Here is a 19,115-nt window from a genome sequence, read left to right on the forward strand (position 1 = left end):
CCTGCATGTCGGGATCGTTCCCGCCTGGGGCGACGCTGCGCATCCGCAGCGCGCCTGGGCGTGTCCAATTCGGCAACAGCGTCACGCTCTGGCTCGATCTGCGCGACAGCGTAGGACAGCCAATCGACGTGATCGCTGTCGGGATGGCTTACACGCGGCCCGACCTCTCGGATTTCGAGAGCCGGGATGTGCCGCTGGTGCCGACGAAGACCGGTCCAGGCACGTGGTTGGCGACCTTCATCCCAGAGATGCAGGGGACGTTCCGCGTCTGGGCCTTTGTCCCCGGCGGGCCTGCGCAGACCGAAACCACAATCGATGTCATGACGGGAGGCGAGCCTTGAGCGAATCTGTCGCGCAGGTCAATGCCATCAGGTCCATATCCGGTGCGACCGCAGCAAGCGTATCGGAGCAGGTCGCCAGCGAGCGTGTCCCTGAAATCGCTGCCGCGATTCTGCCGGAGGCCGCGGCGGATGCTGTGCGGGTGGCTATCGAGCCCGCGCAGAACGAGATTGAGCAAGCGCGGCAGCAGGTCGCTGGCGATGCCACCGCGGCGGCGGCGAGCATGCATGAGGCACAGCAAGGCGCGCTGGATGCTGCCCTGGCGCGCCAAGCCGCTGAGGCTGCCGCGGCGGCGGTGGTGGACACCGTGGCCAATCCTGCCATCCGCATCCCGACCGTGGCGCAGCTGCTGGAGTACCTTCCGACGCCTCAGGTTGGCGACCGGGTCGAGGTCTATGCTGATCCGCCCTATCCGCTGACAGCGAATCCCGACGGCTCCAACCGCAACGGCTTCTGGCGGTGGAATGGCTTGGCACTGGACTTCGAAGGGCTGTCGGCGAACGCGATCCGTGCGGTGGTGCAGGATGTCGTCAGCACGCTGATGTCGGCGCCCAACGGGCTGCTGGACGCGCCTGATCTGCTGCTGGCCCAGCGCGACGCCATCGGACGCTTGCTGATGGCAGTCAAGCCGGACGCGACATTGCTGGCTAAGCTGGGCATTCAGCCCGGCCAGGGCCTGCGCCTGGACTACCTGCCCAGCGAGCAGGGTACCGTCACGCGCCTCCGGCTCGGCGACGCCGACGGGCGCCTGCCGATCGGCGGTGCTGTGGTCGACGCCACCTATCAGACCGTCGAGGGCGACATCAGCGCCACGGTGGACGCTGCCGGCCGCATGCTCGGCTATCACGACCGAGCGGGTGTGCAGTGGGCCAAATATGGGCTTGATGCCGAGGGCATCAGCGTGACCCATGGCCCTGGCCCGCGGACCAAGATCGCGCTGGGGGCGGATGGCAAGATCCCGCTCGGCAACACCGTGCTGGACAGCACATTTGCGACCGTGGAGGGCGACATCTCCGCGCAGGTGCAGCTGGATGCGCAGGGCCTGCGGCGGGTCATCAGCATCACGGACAAGGATGGCAACGTCTCGGGCCGCTATGCGGGCGGCGCGGTGTCGGCCGAGGTCGAGGCAGCGCGCGGCACGCGGCCCAGCCTGGCGGCTCGGCTCAGCGTCGGCATCATGCCCTCCGGCGCGATCCCGTCCGGCCACATCTATGGCGCCGCCTACCTTCGCGAGACGCGCCAACGACTCATGAAACTGGAGATCGGCGACACGGACGCGGGCGCTCTGCTCACCGTAGCGCTGATCGGTGATTCCTTCACTCAGGCGTCGCCACGCTATTCTGGGCCGCTCATCCAGCGCCTGCGGACGCGCTACGGGAACGCAGGCGCTGGCTGGGTGTCGTTTTCGTGGTCCGGTTCCAGTGTTGGCAGTTCCGCACTGGGAAATATCGTCGACACCGATGTGCCGATCCGCTTTTTCGGATCGCTCTCCAAGCACATCAACGACAGCGAAAGCCCCGACAGCGCGGATCTGCGCATGTCGGTGGACGGCTGCGCGATCGAGGTCGACGTGCCGGCCGGCCAGACGCGCGCGCGTCTCGCGTATCGGGGGACCGGCGGCGTTGCGGCCTCCGTCCGGTATCGCTGGGGTGCGGATGCCTGGACGGTCATCGACATGTCCACGACCACAGGCCCGACCTGGGTGGACTTGCCGCCGCCTCCGGTTGGCGGCGGCACGCTGCGGTACGAGTGGGTGTCTGGATCGACCGTGACCTATGGCCTGGAGCTGCGCAACGCGTCGCCAGGCGTGCGCGGTCACAAACTCGGCGTCAGCGGCAGCTATCTCCAGCAATGGGCAACGATCAATGAGGCCGGATGGGTCACCAATCTGGCGCAGCTGGAGCCGCATCTGGTGACGCTGACGTTCGCGACCAACGATCAGCGTTTTTACTCGCCCGCTGAGTACGCCGGCTACATGCAGACGATGATCAGCCGCATCCGCGCCGCGCGCCCGGCGGCGGACATCCTGATCGTCTCCCCCGAGGCCAACGTCGCCGAGCTCGAGCGGCCGTGGCCTATGGGCGGCTACCGCGACGCCGCGCTGGAGATGGCCGCCGCCAACGGCTGCGCCTGGCTCGATTTGCAGCCGCTGTTTGGGCTCAGCCCCGCAGATTACGCCAGCGGCAGCGCGCGCCCCTGGCTCAATCCTGACGGTACGCACCCTGACCCGCTGACCGGCGGCCGAGCCATCGTCGCCGCGCTCCACCGCCTCCTGACCTCCGCACCCTGAGAGGATCCCCGCATGGCCAATATGCTTTTGCAGACGCTGCCCGGCGTCGCGACCGATACCAGCCTGCCCGTCCTGCGGCGGGATCGCGTCCTCGCCGATGCTCGCGATGGCGTGCTCTGGCTGAACGACATGGCTTATCCCTGGTGCTACTCCGGCCTACCCCCGGCCGATGGCGCGGCGGTCCGTGACATCGCCGAGCGCGGCACGGATGGCTCTCTGGTGATCGGCGCCGGCGCTCCGCCCACCTATGCCGGCGGCGGGCTCGATTTCGATCTCGCGACAGGCCCCGGCCACTATATGCGGGTGCCGCCGCGCGTGGCTGCGGCGCTCTGGTCGGCCGGCGGCTCTGGTTTCGCGGCGACGGCAACGATCGCGAGCGGCGCCGTCACCGCCCTCAATCTGTCCTCGGGCGGCATTGGTGCGGTGGGCGGCTACACCGGGACGCTTCCGCTCCTGCTCTCGGGCGGCGGGGGCAGCGGTGCGGCAGGCACGGCGACGGTGGCCAATGGCGTCGTCACCGGCCTGACGCTCTCGGCCGGCGGCACCGGCTACACCTCCGCGCCGGCCGTCACCCTGCTGGGCCCGCAGTACTACATGGTGATGATGTATGTCCGTCTGCCGCCGCTCGCGCAGTGGCCGACCTCCGGGACGCTGCTGCCCTTCCTCAGCTGGGGCAAGTATAACGTCGCGCCGGACCTCGTCAGCATCGGCATGCTGCAAGGTGCCGGCGGGCTGCTGACGCTGCGCCGCCAAACGGCCATCAACGTGCAATCGGGGCTCAACCTGCAGCCTGTGGCCGGCGATTATGGGGCGGTGGTCCAGATTGCGTTCTGGCGCAACGCTGCTGGGGTGGGCGCCCGTCTCCGCTCCGCCAATGGCACGGTTCTGGCCTCTGGCGCTGTCGGGGCCAACAACGCCGCGGATTTCTCCGCGCTCGCGGGGCGCTTCGGCATCGATCCGGGCGACTGGTGGACCGGGTCGCTGCCGCAGAATCATGGCAACTGGCGCGCCTACCGGCTGATGGTCGAGGATCTGGCCGTGAGCCGGCGCGACCCGGGGACCGTGCTCGACTCCGATTACACGCGCACTATGGCGCGCGGCGTGTTCAGCTGACGCCGCCATGCCTGACAGCCAAGGCGGAGGCCTCAGCGCTATCGGCGCCAAGCCGGCCATGACGGTGGGCCAGCTGGTGACGGGGCTGACGGTGGTGCTGCCGCTGGTGGCCTTCGGGTGGACCGCCTGGTCGAGCATCAGCTCAGCCAACACCCAGGCGATCCAGCTGCAGGAGCGGCAATCTCAGACCCTCCTGCAGCTCAGCAACCAGCTCGCTGAACAGCGGCAGATGACGCATCAATTTGTCGGCCAGGCCGGCGAGATGCGCAGCATGATCGTCGAGCTGCGCACCCAGACGGCTGTCCTGCAGCGCGACAGCGACCGTCAACGCGAGGACACGGACCGGCGGTTTGAGGCGACCCGCCAGTCCATCCAGCAGTTGCGAGACCTGATTGCCCGCATGGCCCTGCAGCCGCGCGGGCAGTCGGACTCTCCACCGATCGCCGACACGGCGCCGCTGCCCAACAGCGACACCGGCCTGGTCTGGCGTCCTGTCCTGCGGCTGCCGCTGGACTGAGTTCCGCGCCCGGCCGGCAGCCGGGCAAATCCTCACATAGGAGGCGCATATGCGCTTTCTCGTGGACCGGCTCCGAGAGCCGGGCACGCTGCGTTCGCTCGCGGTCGTGCTGTTCGGGCTCTGGGGTGTTGCGCCCAGCGACCCGGTGGTCGAAGCGGCCATCCAGATCGGCATCATCCTGCTCGGCCTCGTCTCGGCAGTGATGCCGGAAAAAACTTCGGAAGCGGCCGAAGCGGTGGCCCAGGCGGCCGGCGCGGCACGAGAGACCGCGGCCAAGGCTGCCGTGGCGGCTAGCGAAGCCAAGGCCGCGACCTCTCAGGCCACGCAGCTTGTGGGCAGCGCCCGCGCTCTGGCCGAGGCAGCGAACGTGCGGATGCTGCCGAGCCAGCCCGGGCCGGGCCCGGAGTACATGGGCCGATGACCCTCCTCGCCCGCTTGCTCGCCATTCTGGGTCCAGGGCGGGAGGCCTCACCCGCCGCCAGCACCGCCCCGGCAGCCCAGCCTGTCGCCGCCACTCCGGCGGTCCCTGTCCATGCGGTTGGGGATGCCCCGGCCGCGCCTCCCGAGGTGTCCCCAATGGATCGCTTTCCTGCCCTGATCGAGGGCGTACTCGGCCGCGAGGGCGCCTATTCCAACGATCCAGCCGACCGCGGCGGTGAGACCATGTGGGGCATCACCATCGCCCGCGCCCGCGCCGCCGGCTACAGCGGCCCCATGCGCGACATGCCTCGGGCCACGGCGGTGGAGATTTACCGCCTGTACTACTGGCGGCAGCCGGGCTTCGACCGCATAGAGGAGATCGACCCGCCCCTCGCTGAGCGGCTGCTAGATGCCGGGGTGAACTGCGGCACCGGACGCGCCGGCCAGTGGCTGCAGCGCGCCCTGAACGTGCTCAACAACAGGGGGCGGGACTATGCCGACCTCACGGTTGACGGCGTGTGTGGCGCCATGACGCGGGCCGCACTGTCGGCCTTCATCGCCCGGCGCGGCGCGGAGGGCAGGGCGGTCCTGCTGGAATGTGTGAAGACCTACCAAGGGGCGCACTATCTCGGCCTGGCCGAGGCAGACCAGTCGCAGGAGACCTTTCTATTCGGCTGGATCCGGTCGCGCATCCTGGGGCTGCACTGAAGGCGGTTCGGGTTGTCCGGGCAACCTGCCACCGCTAGATTCCCGTCTCCCGCTGCGTAGGGCGGTGACGCCGGCGTCGCAGAATGGCGGCAGCTAGGCCGGGGTTAGACCGGCGCGCAGCAAGAAAGCCCGCCTCGGCCACAAGCCGAGGCGGGCCTTTTTTGCGTCTGGTCGGCGCACGCTGAGTGGTGGCTTTTCCCCAGCCTTGGGGAAAAGTGTCGGCCTGCGTCCGGCGCCGCCGCCTCAACGTGGGAATTTCCCACGGTTGGGCCCCTCAGGTCTCGCCTCCGAGCCGCCCGCTCCTGGGAGATTCCCAGGTTATGCCGCCAGGCCCGCGCGTCGGATCGCTGAGTATGAGCGCGTTCCGGGAAATCCCGGAACGGAACAAATTCAGCCTGTTAGCGTGAAGCTGGGCGGCGCCGACGAAATCCGTCGACGCTCTGCGGCTGCGCCACCTCGTGGTGGAAATCTCCCACCATGCCGCCCGCGCCGCGCCACGGTGGCGCGCCTAGTAGTTTCCACCCGCATTCCCCTCTATCCGACCTCACCCAAACCAGTATCGCGGTGGCGGAAACTGGCCTTTGTTTTTTCTGTGCCTTCTCAAAATTCCTAATCTGGGGGCCGTGGGTTCGAATCCCGCCGGGGACACCATTAAAATCAATAATTTGGCTGACTCTTTCTGGTCTGCCAGATGCCCTTGCTTCGCGTTGCGGACCCCAGGCGGACCCGCCGAGCGACTGCATCAGGATTGCTGCGTCGCGCCATGCTCGCGTCGGGGAGTGAAACGAAAGAAATCCGACAGCTCCGCGGATCGTACCATGCCGCTGGTGGTGGAGCTTTGACGCGATTTGGCGGTAAATGACGTCTCAGCAGTATCCGATCATCCATCAAGCATCTGCAGTTGATCTGGTGAGGTCATGATATGGAAAATTCCAGTGGTCGACGGATCGGTTGGTGGGGAACTGGTGAAGCGCTGGTATGGATTGCTTTTCGCCATTTCATTGAGGGCGGAAAATGGACCATTCTGGAAGAATTTCGGCCGAATTATGATTGGCGTATTAGGCCCTCGTTGCCCGATAAGCCGGGATTGATTGATATTGATTGGGTGATCACTGCGCCAGAGCTGAAACAAGCCCTCTTGACAGGGCCGGACGGCTTCGAGCCGACGTCAAAGACCGACGCCATGGCCCGGGACGCTGCATTGAGGCTTCTCGACCAGACCGGCTTAGCTGCCGCCGACCTCGTCGAGGCGTTGGAACGTGATCTCAATAAGATTCAGCGAGCAGAGGAGGCCTTGGAGCGCGCGACTTCGCGCCTGATTGCTGCCCTCGACGCAGGATTGGTGCCTGCAAGGGGTCGTCCTGCACTCTCTTATTTGGGTGAGAGCAAGAAGGGCCCGCCTGAGCTCATTGCGCCAGAGAGTTTCGGTGGTGACTTTGCCCTCAGTATAGATATCGAGGGAGACACAATTCCGCCAGTTGATGATTATGAAGGTCTTCATTGGACGGGCGTGGAAATTAAATCAGAAGAACTGATTAGAGAATTTCCGAAAGAAGAATATATTCTGAAAAATAATATAAAAAATAATAATGAATATTCTGAAAATAATAATTCTGATATAATAGAGAAAAATACAAAATCAGATAAGGAAGTTTTTGTCTGGATTCGGGAATGGGCAACCGCTTTTTGCCATGAACGCGGGAGGCCTCCTTTTCGGGACAAAGATGCGGTCGCTGAAGGACGCTTGAAGGGCTTCTCCGCTCGGTCTGTCCAACGGGCCTACAAGAACCTGCCGCCCCAACTGCGCGTGCCACCGCGCAAGCCCAAGCAGTCAGCGAGCACACCGGGAACTGCTCGCTGACTGCTCGCTGACTGCTCGCTGACTGCTCGCTGCACGGCTTCGACGGATTGGCTCATCGGCAATTAGCACTGGCCATGGAGCGCGTGACGCTCCGAAGCCAGAAAGGGCAGCCGATGACACCGAATATGACGCCCAGCTATTTGACTGAGTCTGAGTTCTGTGAGCGCTATCACGTGGCGCCTCGCACCGCGCAGCGGTGGCGGGTCAGCGGCGAGGGCCCTTCCTTTGTCCGGATGGGTCTGCGGCGGATTGCCTACCGGCTGGAGGACTGCGAACGCTGGGCAGCCGAGCGCACTTTCGCCCATCGTGCCGCAGAGTTGGCAGCGCGCCCAAAGCAGCGTAGCAGCCGGGCCGGATCGAGCCGTCATGTCTAACGCGATGCCTCTCGGCCGGCATAGCAGTCTGGCTAGCGAGCGGGCCCACTGCTCGCTGTCATCGACCGAGAAGGTCAGGATCTGGTCGCTGCCAAGCGAAGAGATCTCCCCGGAGGAAGCGCATCAGCTGCCGTTGGGAGCGACCAACGCTGCAATGCTGCGTGGCGGACGGGATGCCAGCCACGAGCCTTCAGACAACGCGTACGCTGAGCTTCTTCTATCGATGAAACTGCGCGAGGCTGGAGAATCTATCCTCGCGGCGGAGGTCGAGCCGGAGGCTGCACCCAATCCTCCATGTCCTCTTTCGAAGGCTGCCGATGGCGGCCAGGCGCAGGGAACTGACGGGAACGCAGGGAACAAGCCTGCTTGTCAAGGATCTCACGGGCCCCATGCCGCGGTTCCGTTGGGGAACGGTTGGGAACGCGACCATGGCGGCTGCAGCTTGACTATAGCGGTGGCGGCTGCAGGCGGATACTTGGCGAAGGTTTGGAGGCAGGATGGTACTTGCCGGCCCTATGACAACGTGCGGTTCTACAACCTCCACCCCCATCCTATCGCGGATCTTGCCTCCCTGGCCGAGACGCTGCGCGGGCTGCTACCCTTGCGCTATGCCTGCGTTCTTCGTGGCGCCACGGTCAACGGCGAGATCATGAAGCAGGTCCGCCGGCTGTTGCATCCGGATCAAAAAACCGGGGAGGCGCCGACCTTGCGCGAGGTTCCTCGCCGTTGGGTTGCGCTGGATCTCGATGGCATTCCGCTGCCGGAGGGTACCGACCCCCGGGACCTTGTGGCGTGCGCCGAGGCGGTTCGTCCTCGTTTGCCGCATGCGTTTCGGGATGCGGCCGCCATCATTGGCGCCACCGCATCGCATGGCATCAAGTCTGGTGCCCGGCTGCGTTGGTGGGCATGGCTTTCGCGGCCAGTCATCGGTGCCGAGCTTGTGCAGTGGTTTGTCGGCTTCCCCGTTGACGCTGCGACCTTCCGGCCGGTTCAGCCGATCTACACGGCGCGGCCCTTTTTCGCTGGTGGACGGGAGGACCCCATTCCCGAGCGCTTGGCGATGCTGCCCGGCGCACGAGAGGTGGTGCAGGTGCCGCTGCCGGCGATGCTGCGGCCGGTCAAGATCGCGGCGCCGGCCGTAGTATCATCTTCAAGAGAATTCCGCGGTGGAGGAGCGGCGGCGCTGCAATATGCGAGGCGAACCCTCGCTGCCGCACCCATTGGCACACGGCACGAAACCGCGAAGCGGATGGCTGCCTTCCTGGCTCATCTCGCCCGCACTGGCGAGGTGAGCGCCGACGATGCTGTGCGCGCCGTAGCTGACGGCATCGAAGCCGCTGGTGAACGCCGTGCCGAAGGCGAGGCATTAGCCCGATGGGCACTGGGCCACATCGGGGGTGGCGCATGAGCAGGTCGGAGCGGCTGGCCGCCCCCCAATCAGCAGGCTTGGCGGTCGGCGAGGACACCATGGAGGATCGTCCGCATCACTTGGTGGCGCCCCCACTCGACGTTGAGGATCCGACGCAGATGACGAAAGGCTCGGCGCCCACGCTGGACGACGGGTTGCCTAGCCTACCGGCCGCCCTAGAGTTGGCTCAGGCTCAGGCTCAGGCTCAGGCTCAGGCTCAGGCTCAGGCTCAGGCTCAGGCTCAGGCTCAGGCTCAGGCTCAGGCTCAGGCTCAGGCTCAGGCTCAGGCTCAGGCTCAGGCTCAGGTCGGTGATCATCATGCCCACTGCGATCCTGCAGAAGTGGCATCGATGCCGGAGAGCGAACTGCCGACAGAGCCGCTGGATCTGCAGGCTGAAATTGCCAGCCTCGCTGCGCTGACACGGCTCGACTACGTCAGTAGGCGTGTCTCGGCCGCCAAGCGCCTTGGCATCAAGCTTGGTGACCTCGACGCCGAGGTGAAGCGTGCTCAGCAAAAGGAACGCGTCGATCGGGCGGCAACTGCCCGCGCGCTGCCGCGGCCTGGCCCGGGCGAGGTTCGCTGGCCGACTGGCATAGAATTCAAGGCGGACGGGCTCTACCTCGATCAGGGCAAGGATGCTGCGCCGATCTGGCTTGCCGCCCCCTTCGACGTTTGGGGCGAGGCCCGCACGCTGAAAGGCTCGGGTTGGAGTTTGGCGATCCGGTGGCGTGATGGGGATGGACGGATGGTGTCCTGGATCATGCCACGCCGCCTCCTCATGGTCGCACCAGGCGAGCTGGAGGCACAGATGATGGATCGGGGGTTGCGGATTGCCGTCGATCCCGGCGCTCGGCTCGCCTTACGGAAGGCCCTGGGCGAGGTGGTGGCAGGAACGATGGTGACGGCGGTAAGCCGTGCGGGATGGCATGCCACGCCCGGCGCGCCGTCGGCCTATATGCTGCCCGATGGCGAGACGATCGGCGAGACAGGCGAGATGCTGATGCTTGCCAGCGTGGGCGAGGAAGCTGTCTTACGCTGCAGCATCGCAGGGACCCTCGCCGGATGGCGAGCCCATGTCGCCGCGAAGGCTGTCGGCAACCCCCTTGCCACGTTTTGCATTGCCTGCGCCTTCGCGGGCCCGTTGCTGCTACCGATGGGCGAAGTCTCTGGCGGTTTCCATCTCTCTGGCGGCAGCAAAGGCGGTAAGACGACGGCATGCCAGGCGGCGGCATCGGTCTGGGGGCCCCCACAAAAGGGCGGAGTGCTGCGGGACTGGAACAGCACCGCCAATGCCGTCGAGGCGATGGCAGAGGAAGCCGGCGACGGTCTGCTGATCCTGGATGAAATTCACCAGGCTGATCCGCAGACCGTGGTCGGCACGATCTATGCCCTGGCAGGCGAAGGCGGCAAATCCAGGTTGAAGGAGGACGCCACCGCCAGGCAGAGACGCACCTGGCGGACCTTTCCTTTGAGCAATGGTGAGGTGGATTTAGCGAATGTCGCGGCGAAAGCCGGTCAGCGCTTGCCGGCAGGCGCTGCCGTGCGGCTGCCATCGCTTCCCATCGAGGGAGGTGGCACTGCATGGCCCAACCTGCACGGTGCGCCCGACTTTCCTGCCTTCATGAAGGACCTCCATGCTGCAATGCGGGCGCATTACGGACATGCGGCCAGGGCCTTCATCGAGCGGCTCAGCAGGGAATGGCCGGCCAGGCCTGAGGCGCTGCGGGCCGAACTGGAAGCAAGCCGTGCCCATTTCATGGCGCTTTTGCCCAAGGACGCTGAGACGCAGGCCCAGGACGTGGCGCGACGCTTCGCCCTCGTCGCTGCTGCCGGCGAGTTGGCAACAGCATGGCAGGTGACTGGATGGCCGTCGGGCGTGGCGAAAGAGGCCGCAGAAGCGCATATGCGGATATGGCTGGCAGCTCGACAGGGCGGTGCCGCGGCAGAAGATGCCGAGGCAGTGGAACGGGTCCGGCGGCTGATTGCCGAGCACGGCGATACGCGGTTCCCCGCCTCTAACGAGGATGGAAGTGCCAGGATCGACGACGCTCGCCCCACACATCGGCGCGCCGGCTTTCGAAAGGTAGTAGGCGGCGAACTTTGCTTCCTGGTGTATGCCGAAATCTGGCGCGAGGAAGTTTTTGCAGGAGCCGATGCAACCGCTGCGGCACGAACCCTCCTACGCCGAGGCTTCCTGGTGCAAGGAGAAGGCGGCAAGCTGCAGCGCAACGAACGTGTGCCGGGCTTTAGCAAGCCGTCCCGCTTCTACGTCATTCGCGCCGCGATCATGTCTGGAGAATGATCTGCCGCACGGTCTCCGTCGCGTTCCCTATGTTCTCTGCTCGATCCCTGGCAGGGGAGCTGGAACAGCCCAAGCGGTTCAAGGCTGTAACCGTGTTCCCTATCGTTCCATCTGCGGCAACTCGGCATGGACCCGAAGGGGTGTGTAGGTTTGCCCCAATAGCAACGGGCAATCGCGGCATGCTAGAATCAACGATCGGCTGCGCAAGAGGTGCGGTACCCATCATCGCTTGGTTGGAAAGGTGCGATCCATGGCGGAGGCGCGGCATACAACACCGGCGAAGAGCCACATGACGCTCTCGGAAGCCAAGGCGCTACCGCGCCGCGGAAGGTCGCCGGTGAAGCCATCAACGGATGATCAGGAGGCGGTCGCACGCCTCTGCGAACTGCTGATCGGCGGCATGAGCATGGGTCAGGCGTGCGCTCGCGCCGACTGTCCCAGCAAAACATCTGTCTATGCTCGAATGGCCTCGGATAGCGCCTTCCGGACGACTATCGCGCGCGCACGCGAGGCGCAGCAGCATGCGATGATCGACGACACCATTGATCTTGCCGACAGTGCTACGCCTGAGAACTGGCAGGTGGTGAAGCTCCGCATCTGGGCACGGCAGTGGCGAGCGGCAAAGCTGGCGCCGAAGACCTATGGGTTATCGGCTCAGTCCCTCTCCCAGGCGGAAGCCAACCCGCTGGCACTGCTCATTCAACAAATGCAGGGACGTGCAATGAAGCCGTGCATCGACGGGGGCGATGAGAAATAATCTGAACATTTCTTATCAAAATGGCCGAGCCCTGAGCATTGGTGGGGCGCATCTCCCGCAAGTTCTCCCGCCGCCAATGCCTGCAGGGCGGTGTGTAAAAAACGGAATTGAGGAAGTAATTGCTCTGACTGGGAGGTAGGCGCTCAGCAGCGTGCTCGCAGTGCCTCCCATAGTTCGCCGGGGCCGAGCAGCGTATGAAGGATCCTGCCCCGGACATTGTCTGAATTGAGGGCCTGCTTGCTCATCGCCTCATGCGCCGACATGGCGTCCATGATTGCGTTCAGCAGTTCCTCACTAAGATTCGGCGAATTGCCGAATTGCTCTTTGGTATTTGCGCTCGCTTGGCTGCGAAGCAATTCCGACTCCAGCATCTTCCCCTTGAGGACCGTGTCGACATAGGCGACCGCGTCGCCCTCGGTGATCTCGCCGTCGAACAGGTCGTTCATCGCCAGGATGATGTCGCGGAGCCGCTGCTTGTGCTTCTCCTGCACCTGTCCGGAGCCCGCCTGCGTCACCGGCGCCAAGGCAGGACCAGCCTCGGCGCCGGCGAGGTTGAGCTTCTGCTGGCCGAGGTCCCGCATCCGATGATGCGTCAGCTTCAGGGTCGAGAGGTCCAGGCCTTCCCGCTCCCGGCCGTAATCCAGCAGCGGCAGCAGCATCTTGGCGAAGAGGTAGAGCTTCTCGTAGTCGGTGTTGCCGTAGTCGAACATTTGGCCAAGGAATTCATAGACCCGGATGTAGCTTCCGAGGTCCCGCTTGAAGAGCACCAGGGCATCCATCTCGTCCTTGGCGGCCTGCCAGGAGGCCGAACGCTCGGGCTCGGACGCGAAGCGCGCCCGGGCCTGCTTGTAGCGAGTCAGTAGCCGGTTGCTGGGCGGGCCGATCGCCGCATCCAGATCGCTTTGCGGCGCCCTCGGATTGACGGCGACGCGGGCGACGCGGCTGACCTCGAACTGGTCATAGTAGCCCGTGGCATCCAGCTTGTTGCGCAGGTCAAGCACGACATTGGGATTGCTGACATCCGCCAACTCGGCCGTGGTGTGATAGAGGCGGAAGGCCTCCAGGATCTTCTCCGGCTCGTTGACGAAGTCGACCACATAGGTGGTGTCCTTCCCCGGATGCGCGCGGTTCAGCCGGGAGAGGGTCTGCACCGCCTGGATGCCGCCCAGCCGCCGATCGACATACATTCCGCAGAGCAGCGGCTGGTCGAAGCCGGTCTGGAACTTGTTGGCGACGACCAGAAGGCTGAACTCGGGCGTGGCGAAAGCATCGCGCAGATCCCGGCCGCGCAGGCCCGGATTCATGCTGGCTTCCGTCAGCGGCTCGGCATCCGTCTCCGGGTCCATGACCTCGCCGGAGAAGGCGACCAGCAGGCCGATGGCATAGCCCTTGCGGGCAATATAGGCCTCCATCGCCTTGGCCCAGCGCACCGCCTCCTTGCGGCTGGCGGTCACCACCATCGCCTTGGCCTTGCCGCCCAGCAGATGCGCCACGTTCTGGCGGAAATGCTCCACCACGATCTCGACGCGCGCCGCGATGTTGTGGGGGTGCAGCCGAACCCAGCCCATGATGCCCTTCTTGGCCTCGCTGGCATCCACCTCCTTTTCGGTCAGCTCCTGCCCGTTATGGGTGAGCTGGAAGGCCAGCTTGTAGGCCGTGTAGTTCTGCAGCACGTCGAGGATGAAGCCCTCCTCAATCGCCTGGCGCATGGCATAGATGTGGAAGGCCTCCGGCAGATTGCCCTTGCCTGCCGGCTGCGAGGGGTCGGGGCGGCGGCCGAACAGCTCCAGCGTCTTGCCCTTGGGCGTGGCGGTGAAGGCGACATAGGTGATGCCGGCATCCTGCCCGGCGCGCGCCGCCATCTTGGCGGCCATGATGTCCTCGGCGTCGAACTCGCCGCCATCCTCCAGCGCCGCCTGCTCCTCGGGGCTGAGGACGGATTTCAGCTCGGCGGCGGCGCGGCCGGTCTGGGAGGAATGCGCCTCGTCCGCGATCACCGCGAAGCGCTTGCCCTTGCTGGCGGAGAGCCGGCGCACCTCGTCCAGCGCGAAGGGGAAGGTCTGGATGGTGCAGACCACGATCTTCTTGCCGGCGGAGAGCGCGGCCGCCAGCTCGCCGCTCTTGGCGCCGCCATCGCCGGTGACGACGGCCACGACACCGATGGTGCGCTCGAAGCTTTCGATCGCCTCGCGCAGCTGCTTGTCCAGCACGGTGCGGTCGGAGACCACCAGCACGGTGTCGAACAGCTTCTTGTTCGTGCCGTCATGCAGGTCGGCCAGGAAATGCGCCGCCCAGGCGATGGAATTGGTCTTGCCCGACCCGGCCGAGTGCTGGATCAGGTATTTGCCGCCCGGTCCATCCTCCAGCACCTGCGCCACCAGCTTCCGCGTGGCGTCGAGCTGATGGTAGCGCGGAAAGATCCAGCCCTTCAGACGCTTCTTGTCGTCCTTCACCGGCACCAGGTAGCGGCCCAGGATCTCCAGCCAGCTGTCGCGCTGCCAGACCTCTTCCCAGAGATAGGCGGTGGGTGCGCCCTGCGGGTTGGGCGGGTTGCCGGCACCCATCTCATGGCCGCGGTTGAAGGGCAGGAAGCGGCTGTTGGCCCCCGCCAGCTGGGTGCACATGGCGACCGCGCTGTTGCTGACGGCGAAATGCACCAGAGCGCCGCCGGGGAAGCTCAGCAGCGGCTCTGTCAGGTTGCGGCCGGGCAGGCGCGGCAGGCGGTCATACTGGTACTGGTTGATCGCATCCGTCACCGACTGGGTGTAGTCGGATTTCAGCTCGGCCGTCGCCACCGGGATGCCGTTGAGGAACAGCACCAGATCCAGGCTGGCCTCGCTGTGCAGCGAGTAGCGCAGCTGCCGCACCACCCGCAGCCGGTTGGCCTGGTAGCGCGCCTGCAGCTCGGCATTCATCCCCAGCGCCGGACGGAACTGGCAGAGCGACAGGCGCTGCCGCAGCCCGACGACATCCAGCCCGTCCCGCAGCAGCACCAGCGTGCCCTGCCTGTCCAGCGCGGCGCGCAGCCGGTCCGCCAGCGTGGCGGCCGCGGCCGGGCCGTGCGTCTTCTCCAGGCTGGCCCAGGCCTCGGGCTGGGTCTGCCGCACCCAGGCCACCAGGTCCTCGGGGAAGAGCGCGCGGGCGCGGTCGTAGCGGCTGGCCGCGCCGTCCTCGTAGAGCCAGCCATGGGTGGCGAGATGGGCGCAGATGCCGTCCTCGAAGGCGATTTCCTTGTGGATGCTCACGGCGCTCCCAACTCCGCCTGAAGGACCTGCAGGGAAAGATTGTTGATGGTGAGCCGCCCCTCCCATACCCCAATGTCGACAGAAGGGCTTGTCAAGCGCTTCGGTAATGCCGACAGCTGCGATAGCTGAACACAATAGCTCTCCAGCCAAGCGTCTCCTTGAGCTACCATAGGTAGTCGGGCGCCTTTTGCTGCAATGGTCAAGACTTGGCCGTCAAACATAAAGGTAGCGACATCTTCTTCCGACGCGCTGCCGGCCAGTGGGCGAAGCTGCTGTGCGGGCATACGAAACCAGTCCCGCTCAACCTTACAACGGGGGCGAGACTCGTAAGCTTTGCGCTCCTGTTCCCAAGGCAGAAGATGCTGCCAGGAGTGTCCCAGCTCAAGCCACAGCGTCGGTTTAGCCGGTTGGAAGCTGCGTCCAACTGCATACGCCAAGAGAGCAATTCCCTGCTCCAGGGATGCCACTTTAAGAGGTGTCTCCAAGCGTATCCTGCTCAGGCTTCGCGTATCCTCGCGGATGCCACTTACAAGAAACACAGGTACAAGATGCCGGTTCACAACCTGCGCTGCTTCAAGCTCTAGGTTTCCGAGGTCGTACCGGTAACCTGGCGCCTGATCTGTCATCGCCAACCAGTCTTCCTCGAAGCCAAGCTTTTCGAAAACTGCACGCATTTCAATGCTCATGTGGTCTCCATATCGGACGCACCGAGCTGTCTTGCTTCCCAATCTTTATAGGTGGTGCCTGTACCTTCGAGGTGCCACGCACTGGGTCCGCTGGTACTGCGGCCGTTGACTACGGCAGCCGCTGCGCTAGGGCTTTTAAAGGCGTAGTTTTGAGTAAAGACACGCAATGCGCCTTGGGGAGCAAGAATACCTGCATTAACCAATTCCGCGTGCAGTGGCGCATAGGAGGCCGTCTGGCCATTCTGCCCAATCCAACTTTCCCGAGCCAAGGATCCTGCTTGCACCACAAACTCCCCATCGATGAGGAGCGCCGTCGCCTTAATGCCATGCCTCGGCGTTTCCAATGTGAATCGCACCGGTGGAAGGGTCTGCATCGAAAATTGCGGCGACTGAAGAGGAACAAATGGGGCTGGGCTATCCAAGATGACCGCAGGCCTGGCGCGCTGGATGAACATGTCCACCCGCACCGCCGGCAGCACGATCAGCAGGTTCTCGAGGAAGGCTTCCATCTTCGCCACATCGGCCTCGCTGAGCGAGGGGCGGGGCGGGCTGGTGCCGTTGTCGAGCGGCACGCGGCCGATGGCGCGGGCCTCGGCGATCAGCCGGGCTTCTAGGTAGCGCACATGCGCCTTGTTGAGCTTGTTGCCGGCGGTGGTGACCAGCACGGCGCTGGTCCACCAATCCTTCGCCGTGTCATGCGCCTTGATGCGGGCGCTGATATCCTCGCCCTCGCCGACATAGGCGCGCGGCTCACCCTCCTGCTCGCCGATCAGCAGATAGATGCCGGCATAGCCAGCTTCCGGGCGCTTCAGCGCGGCGGCGATCTGCGTGCGCGGCGCCATCAGCACATGGCCGGTCCAGTTGAACAGCTCGGCCGTCAGCATGCCGTCCGGCCGGCCGTCGATGTAGTAGAGTTCGAGGGAGCGGCCGGGGGTGGCGGTCATGCGGCGGTCGCCTGCCCGGCGGCTGCATGGTCGCGGACGTCGATCTTGCCGGTGACGGCGGCGGAGATCAGCGCGGCACGGCGTTCTTTCAGCAGGGCGATGGCGCGTTCTGATTCGGCGGTGAGCGTTCCTAGTTCTTGCAGCCTGCCTTCCAAAAACTCAGCTATCGAATCCTGCTCTTGCCTAGGCGGGAAGGCAAAGCGATGAGCGCGTAGCTTTTCAGCGGTGAGGTGATCAATCGTTGTTTGATTGCCGCCGGCGACGAAAACGCCGAGCCGAGTTGCAAGCTCCATCATGAAATATAGGAAGGCTGTCGTATCGCTGTTGCGATCGAGTGGACGCACTCGGTGCAACGCCTTCTGGTAATAGCATTCAGGAATCTCGCCGCGCCAGATGGCGGATCGCCCGACGTAGCTGCCCCCTTCATTCACAAGGAGATCGCCTGATTTAAGTAGGTATCTCTGTCTTGCATCAGGCGGAAAATCCATCAGCGGCAGGTCATCCACATTGATTGCACCCCATTGGACATCAAACACACGTATGTAAGGGCGTAGGTCGTCACCTTGCGCCCTCTCCTCGTTCAACATGCGGCCAAGCTGCACTTCGTATCTGTGCCCAAGTCTGGTGACTTCCCAATGTGCCGGCACCTCCCCCAGCCACTCCACCCCTGAATCCTTCATTGGCATCGTGGGGTCCAGGCCCTTGGTGACGGCCTGGGAGATGACGGCCTGCCGCTTCTCCTTCAGCAGCGCGATCAGCCGCTCCTGCTCGGCCACCAGCGCGTCGATCTTGTCGGTTTCGCGGTCGAGGAAGGAGATGATATTTTGCATCTCATCTTCAGGCGGCAGTGCAACTCGCACATCGAAAAAGTCACCTGTATTGATTCTTAGGAAGGCATTTCCCATACCGCGGCAACGAGTGAACAATTCACCTGCTGCCTGCTCAGTTCGCAATAAATCGCAAATAAATCGTTGTTTTTGCTGATCTATTACTTCAAAAACGGCATAATCAGGGCTAATCATGCCAGAATAGGGCGATAGACCAAAAACCCCGTTCCATGCCTGCATCTTGTTCATGACAAGATGGCCAGGAAGAACAGTTTTGTATTTTCCATAGTTATCAGATTCAGACGCACCTTGAGTTAGGTCGGACCGCCGCACTACCCCCAAGGATTTGGATAATCCAAGTAGTTCAGAATCACCTTCGCCTACACGAACGTCAATTTCTTTAAGCAAAAACTTTAAGCGTTTGATTGTCCAGTGCGTCGGAACTAGCCCCAGCCAATGAGCGCTGCTCTCTTTATAGCTTGCATAAGCTCTAGCATTCATGCTGCCAGCCCCTCGATCATCGCCCGGATCCGGTCCGTCACCCGCTTCAGATCCGCATCGATCTCCGCCAGCGGCCGCGGCGGCTCGAACACATAGAAATGCCGGTTGAAGGGGATTTCGTAGCCCACCTTTGTCTTCTCCGCGTCAATCCAGGCATCCGGCGCGTGCGGCAGCACTTCCCGGGCAAAATAGGCCTCGACCTCCTCCGAGAGGGGAACATTCTCGGTGTCGCGCAGCGCGCTGTCCGGCTGCGGCTTTCCTTTCTGTTTTCCCTTCTGGCCCAGCACCACCTGGCCCGCGGCGTCGCGCAGCGGGCGCTCCACCGTGATCGTGCGGTAGCCGAAGGCCTCGTTGCGGAACAGCCGCGCCATCGGCGCCAACTTCACCGCGCCGCCCTCCGGTGCGACCGGCGGCGCCTCGCCGGCGCGCACCACCACGCGGCTCACCCGGCCTTCGACATCGGTCACCGTGGCCAGCTGCGCCTCCGCCGCCTCGCCGAACAGGCGCGTGACCTCGTCGATCAAATCGTCGCCCATCTGCTTGCGCTTGGAGCCGAGGCTTTTCCGCATCTTGCTCCACATGGCGGAGGCGTCGATCAGCTGCACCAGCCCGCGCCGCCCGGCCGGCTTGCGGTTGGACAGGATCCAGACATAGGTGGCGATGCCGGTGTTGAAGAACATGTCGGTGGGCAAAGCGATGATCGCCTCCACCAGGTCGTTCTCCAGCACATGGCGGCGGATCTCGCTCTCGCCCGAGCCGGCGCCGCCGGTGAACAGCGGCGAGCCGTTCAGCACGATGCCGATGCGGCTGCCGCCCTCCTGG

Annotated in this window: 16 protein-coding genes; 10 read left to right on the forward strand and 6 right to left on the reverse strand. The window is 64.4% G+C overall.

Going from position 1 to position 19,115, the window contains the following annotated elements; all coding sequences use genetic code 11:
• The first annotated feature begins 5 nt into the window (after positions 1–5).
• The 8 genes from QE401_RS20235 (at position 6) to QE401_RS20270 (ending at position 9,030) form a co-directional block, all read left to right on the forward strand.
• Positions 6–341, forward strand: a complete 336-nt coding sequence (locus QE401_RS20235; RefSeq protein WP_307139898.1) for a hypothetical protein — start codon at positions 6–8, stop codon at positions 339–341.
• A complete protein-coding gene (locus QE401_RS20240; protein ID WP_307139899.1) occupies positions 338–2,629 on the forward strand; it encodes an SGNH/GDSL hydrolase family protein in 2,292 nt (763 codons plus the stop codon). Before QE401_RS20235 ends, QE401_RS20240 begins: the two co-directional genes overlap by 4 nt.
• Positions 2,630–2,641: 12 nt before the next feature.
• Positions 2,642–3,742 carry a hypothetical protein gene (locus QE401_RS20245; RefSeq protein WP_307139900.1) on the forward strand — a complete coding sequence of 367 codons (1,101 nt, stop codon included), beginning with the start codon at positions 2,642–2,644 and terminating at the stop codon, positions 3,740–3,742.
• A gap of 7 nt (positions 3,743–3,749) precedes the next feature.
• Positions 3,750–4,259, forward strand: coding sequence for a hypothetical protein (locus QE401_RS20250; RefSeq protein ID WP_307139901.1), 510 nt, complete (start codon positions 3,750–3,752; stop codon positions 4,257–4,259).
• 49 nt (positions 4,260–4,308) lie between these two features.
• Positions 4,309–4,680, forward strand: coding sequence for a hypothetical protein (locus tag QE401_RS20255; protein ID WP_307136721.1), 372 nt, complete (start codon positions 4,309–4,311; stop codon positions 4,678–4,680).
• A gap of 155 nt (positions 4,681–4,835) precedes the next feature.
• On the forward strand, positions 4,836–5,387 hold the full coding sequence (locus QE401_RS20260) for a glycoside hydrolase family 108 protein (RefSeq protein ID WP_307139902.1): 552 nt from the start codon (positions 4,836–4,838) through the stop codon (positions 5,385–5,387).
• Between the two features lie 922 nt (positions 5,388–6,309).
• Positions 6,310–7,248, forward strand: coding sequence for a hypothetical protein (locus QE401_RS20265; protein ID WP_307139903.1), 939 nt, complete (start codon positions 6,310–6,312; stop codon positions 7,246–7,248).
• An 849-nt stretch (positions 7,249–8,097) separates the two neighbouring features.
• Positions 8,098–9,030 (forward strand): hypothetical protein, encoded by a 933-nt coding sequence (locus QE401_RS20270; protein ID WP_307139904.1) that lies wholly within the window; start codon positions 8,098–8,100, stop codon positions 9,028–9,030.
• 176 nt (positions 9,031–9,206) lie between these two features.
• Here the strand turns inward: QE401_RS20270 and QE401_RS20275 are convergent, their stop codons facing one another.
• A complete protein-coding gene (locus QE401_RS20275) occupies positions 9,207–9,350 on the reverse strand; it encodes a hypothetical protein (protein ID WP_307139905.1) in 144 nt (47 codons plus the stop codon).
• Positions 9,351–9,380: 30 nt separating this feature from the next.
• On the opposite strand from QE401_RS20275, the gene QE401_RS20280 reads away from it, so the two are divergent.
• Both QE401_RS20280 and QE401_RS20285 read left to right on the forward strand, forming a co-directional pair.
• Positions 9,381–11,333: a DUF927 domain-containing protein gene (locus tag QE401_RS20280; RefSeq protein ID WP_307139906.1), complete on the forward strand. Its 1,953-nt coding sequence runs from the start codon at positions 9,381–9,383 to the stop codon at positions 11,331–11,333.
• A 289-nt stretch (positions 11,334–11,622) separates the two neighbouring features.
• The gene (locus QE401_RS20285) at positions 11,623–12,090 is read left to right on the forward strand and encodes a terminase small subunit-like protein (RefSeq protein ID WP_307139907.1); all 468 of its coding nucleotides are present in this window, start codon (positions 11,623–11,625) and stop codon (positions 12,088–12,090) included.
• A gap of 143 nt (positions 12,091–12,233) precedes the next feature.
• Here QE401_RS20285 and QE401_RS20290 read toward each other — a convergent pair whose 3' ends face one another.
• Genes QE401_RS20290 through QE401_RS20310 form a run of 5 tightly spaced genes read right to left on the reverse strand, consistent with a single transcriptional unit; the run spans position 12,234 to position 19,087 of the window.
• Positions 12,234–15,335 carry a type I restriction endonuclease subunit R gene (locus QE401_RS20290; protein WP_307139908.1) on the reverse strand — a complete coding sequence of 1,034 codons (3,102 nt, stop codon included), beginning with the start codon at positions 15,333–15,335 and terminating at the stop codon, positions 12,234–12,236.
• On the reverse strand, positions 15,332–16,021 hold the full coding sequence (locus tag QE401_RS20295; RefSeq protein WP_307139909.1) for a hypothetical protein: 690 nt from the start codon (positions 16,019–16,021) through the stop codon (positions 15,332–15,334). The genes QE401_RS20290 and QE401_RS20295 overlap by 4 nt, the downstream gene beginning before the upstream one ends.
• Positions 16,018–16,965, reverse strand: coding sequence for a GIY-YIG nuclease family protein (locus QE401_RS20300; protein WP_307139910.1), 948 nt, complete (start codon positions 16,963–16,965; stop codon positions 16,018–16,020). The genes QE401_RS20295 and QE401_RS20300 overlap by 4 nt, the downstream gene beginning before the upstream one ends.
• Positions 16,962–18,293, reverse strand: a complete 1,332-nt coding sequence (locus tag QE401_RS20305; RefSeq protein ID WP_307139911.1) for a restriction endonuclease subunit S — start codon at positions 18,291–18,293, stop codon at positions 16,962–16,964. The genes QE401_RS20300 and QE401_RS20305 overlap by 4 nt, the downstream gene beginning before the upstream one ends.
• Complete coding sequence (locus QE401_RS20310; RefSeq protein ID WP_307139912.1) at positions 18,290–19,087, reverse strand: HsdM family class I SAM-dependent methyltransferase; 798 nt, start codon at positions 19,085–19,087, stop codon at positions 18,290–18,292. The genes QE401_RS20305 and QE401_RS20310 overlap by 4 nt, the downstream gene beginning before the upstream one ends.
• Positions 19,088–19,115: the final 28 nt, after the last annotated feature.

The organism is Pseudoroseomonas cervicalis (assembly GCF_030818485.1).
In the GTDB taxonomy this organism is placed as follows: Bacteria; Pseudomonadota; Alphaproteobacteria; order Acetobacterales; family Acetobacteraceae; genus Pseudoroseomonas; species Pseudoroseomonas cervicalis_A.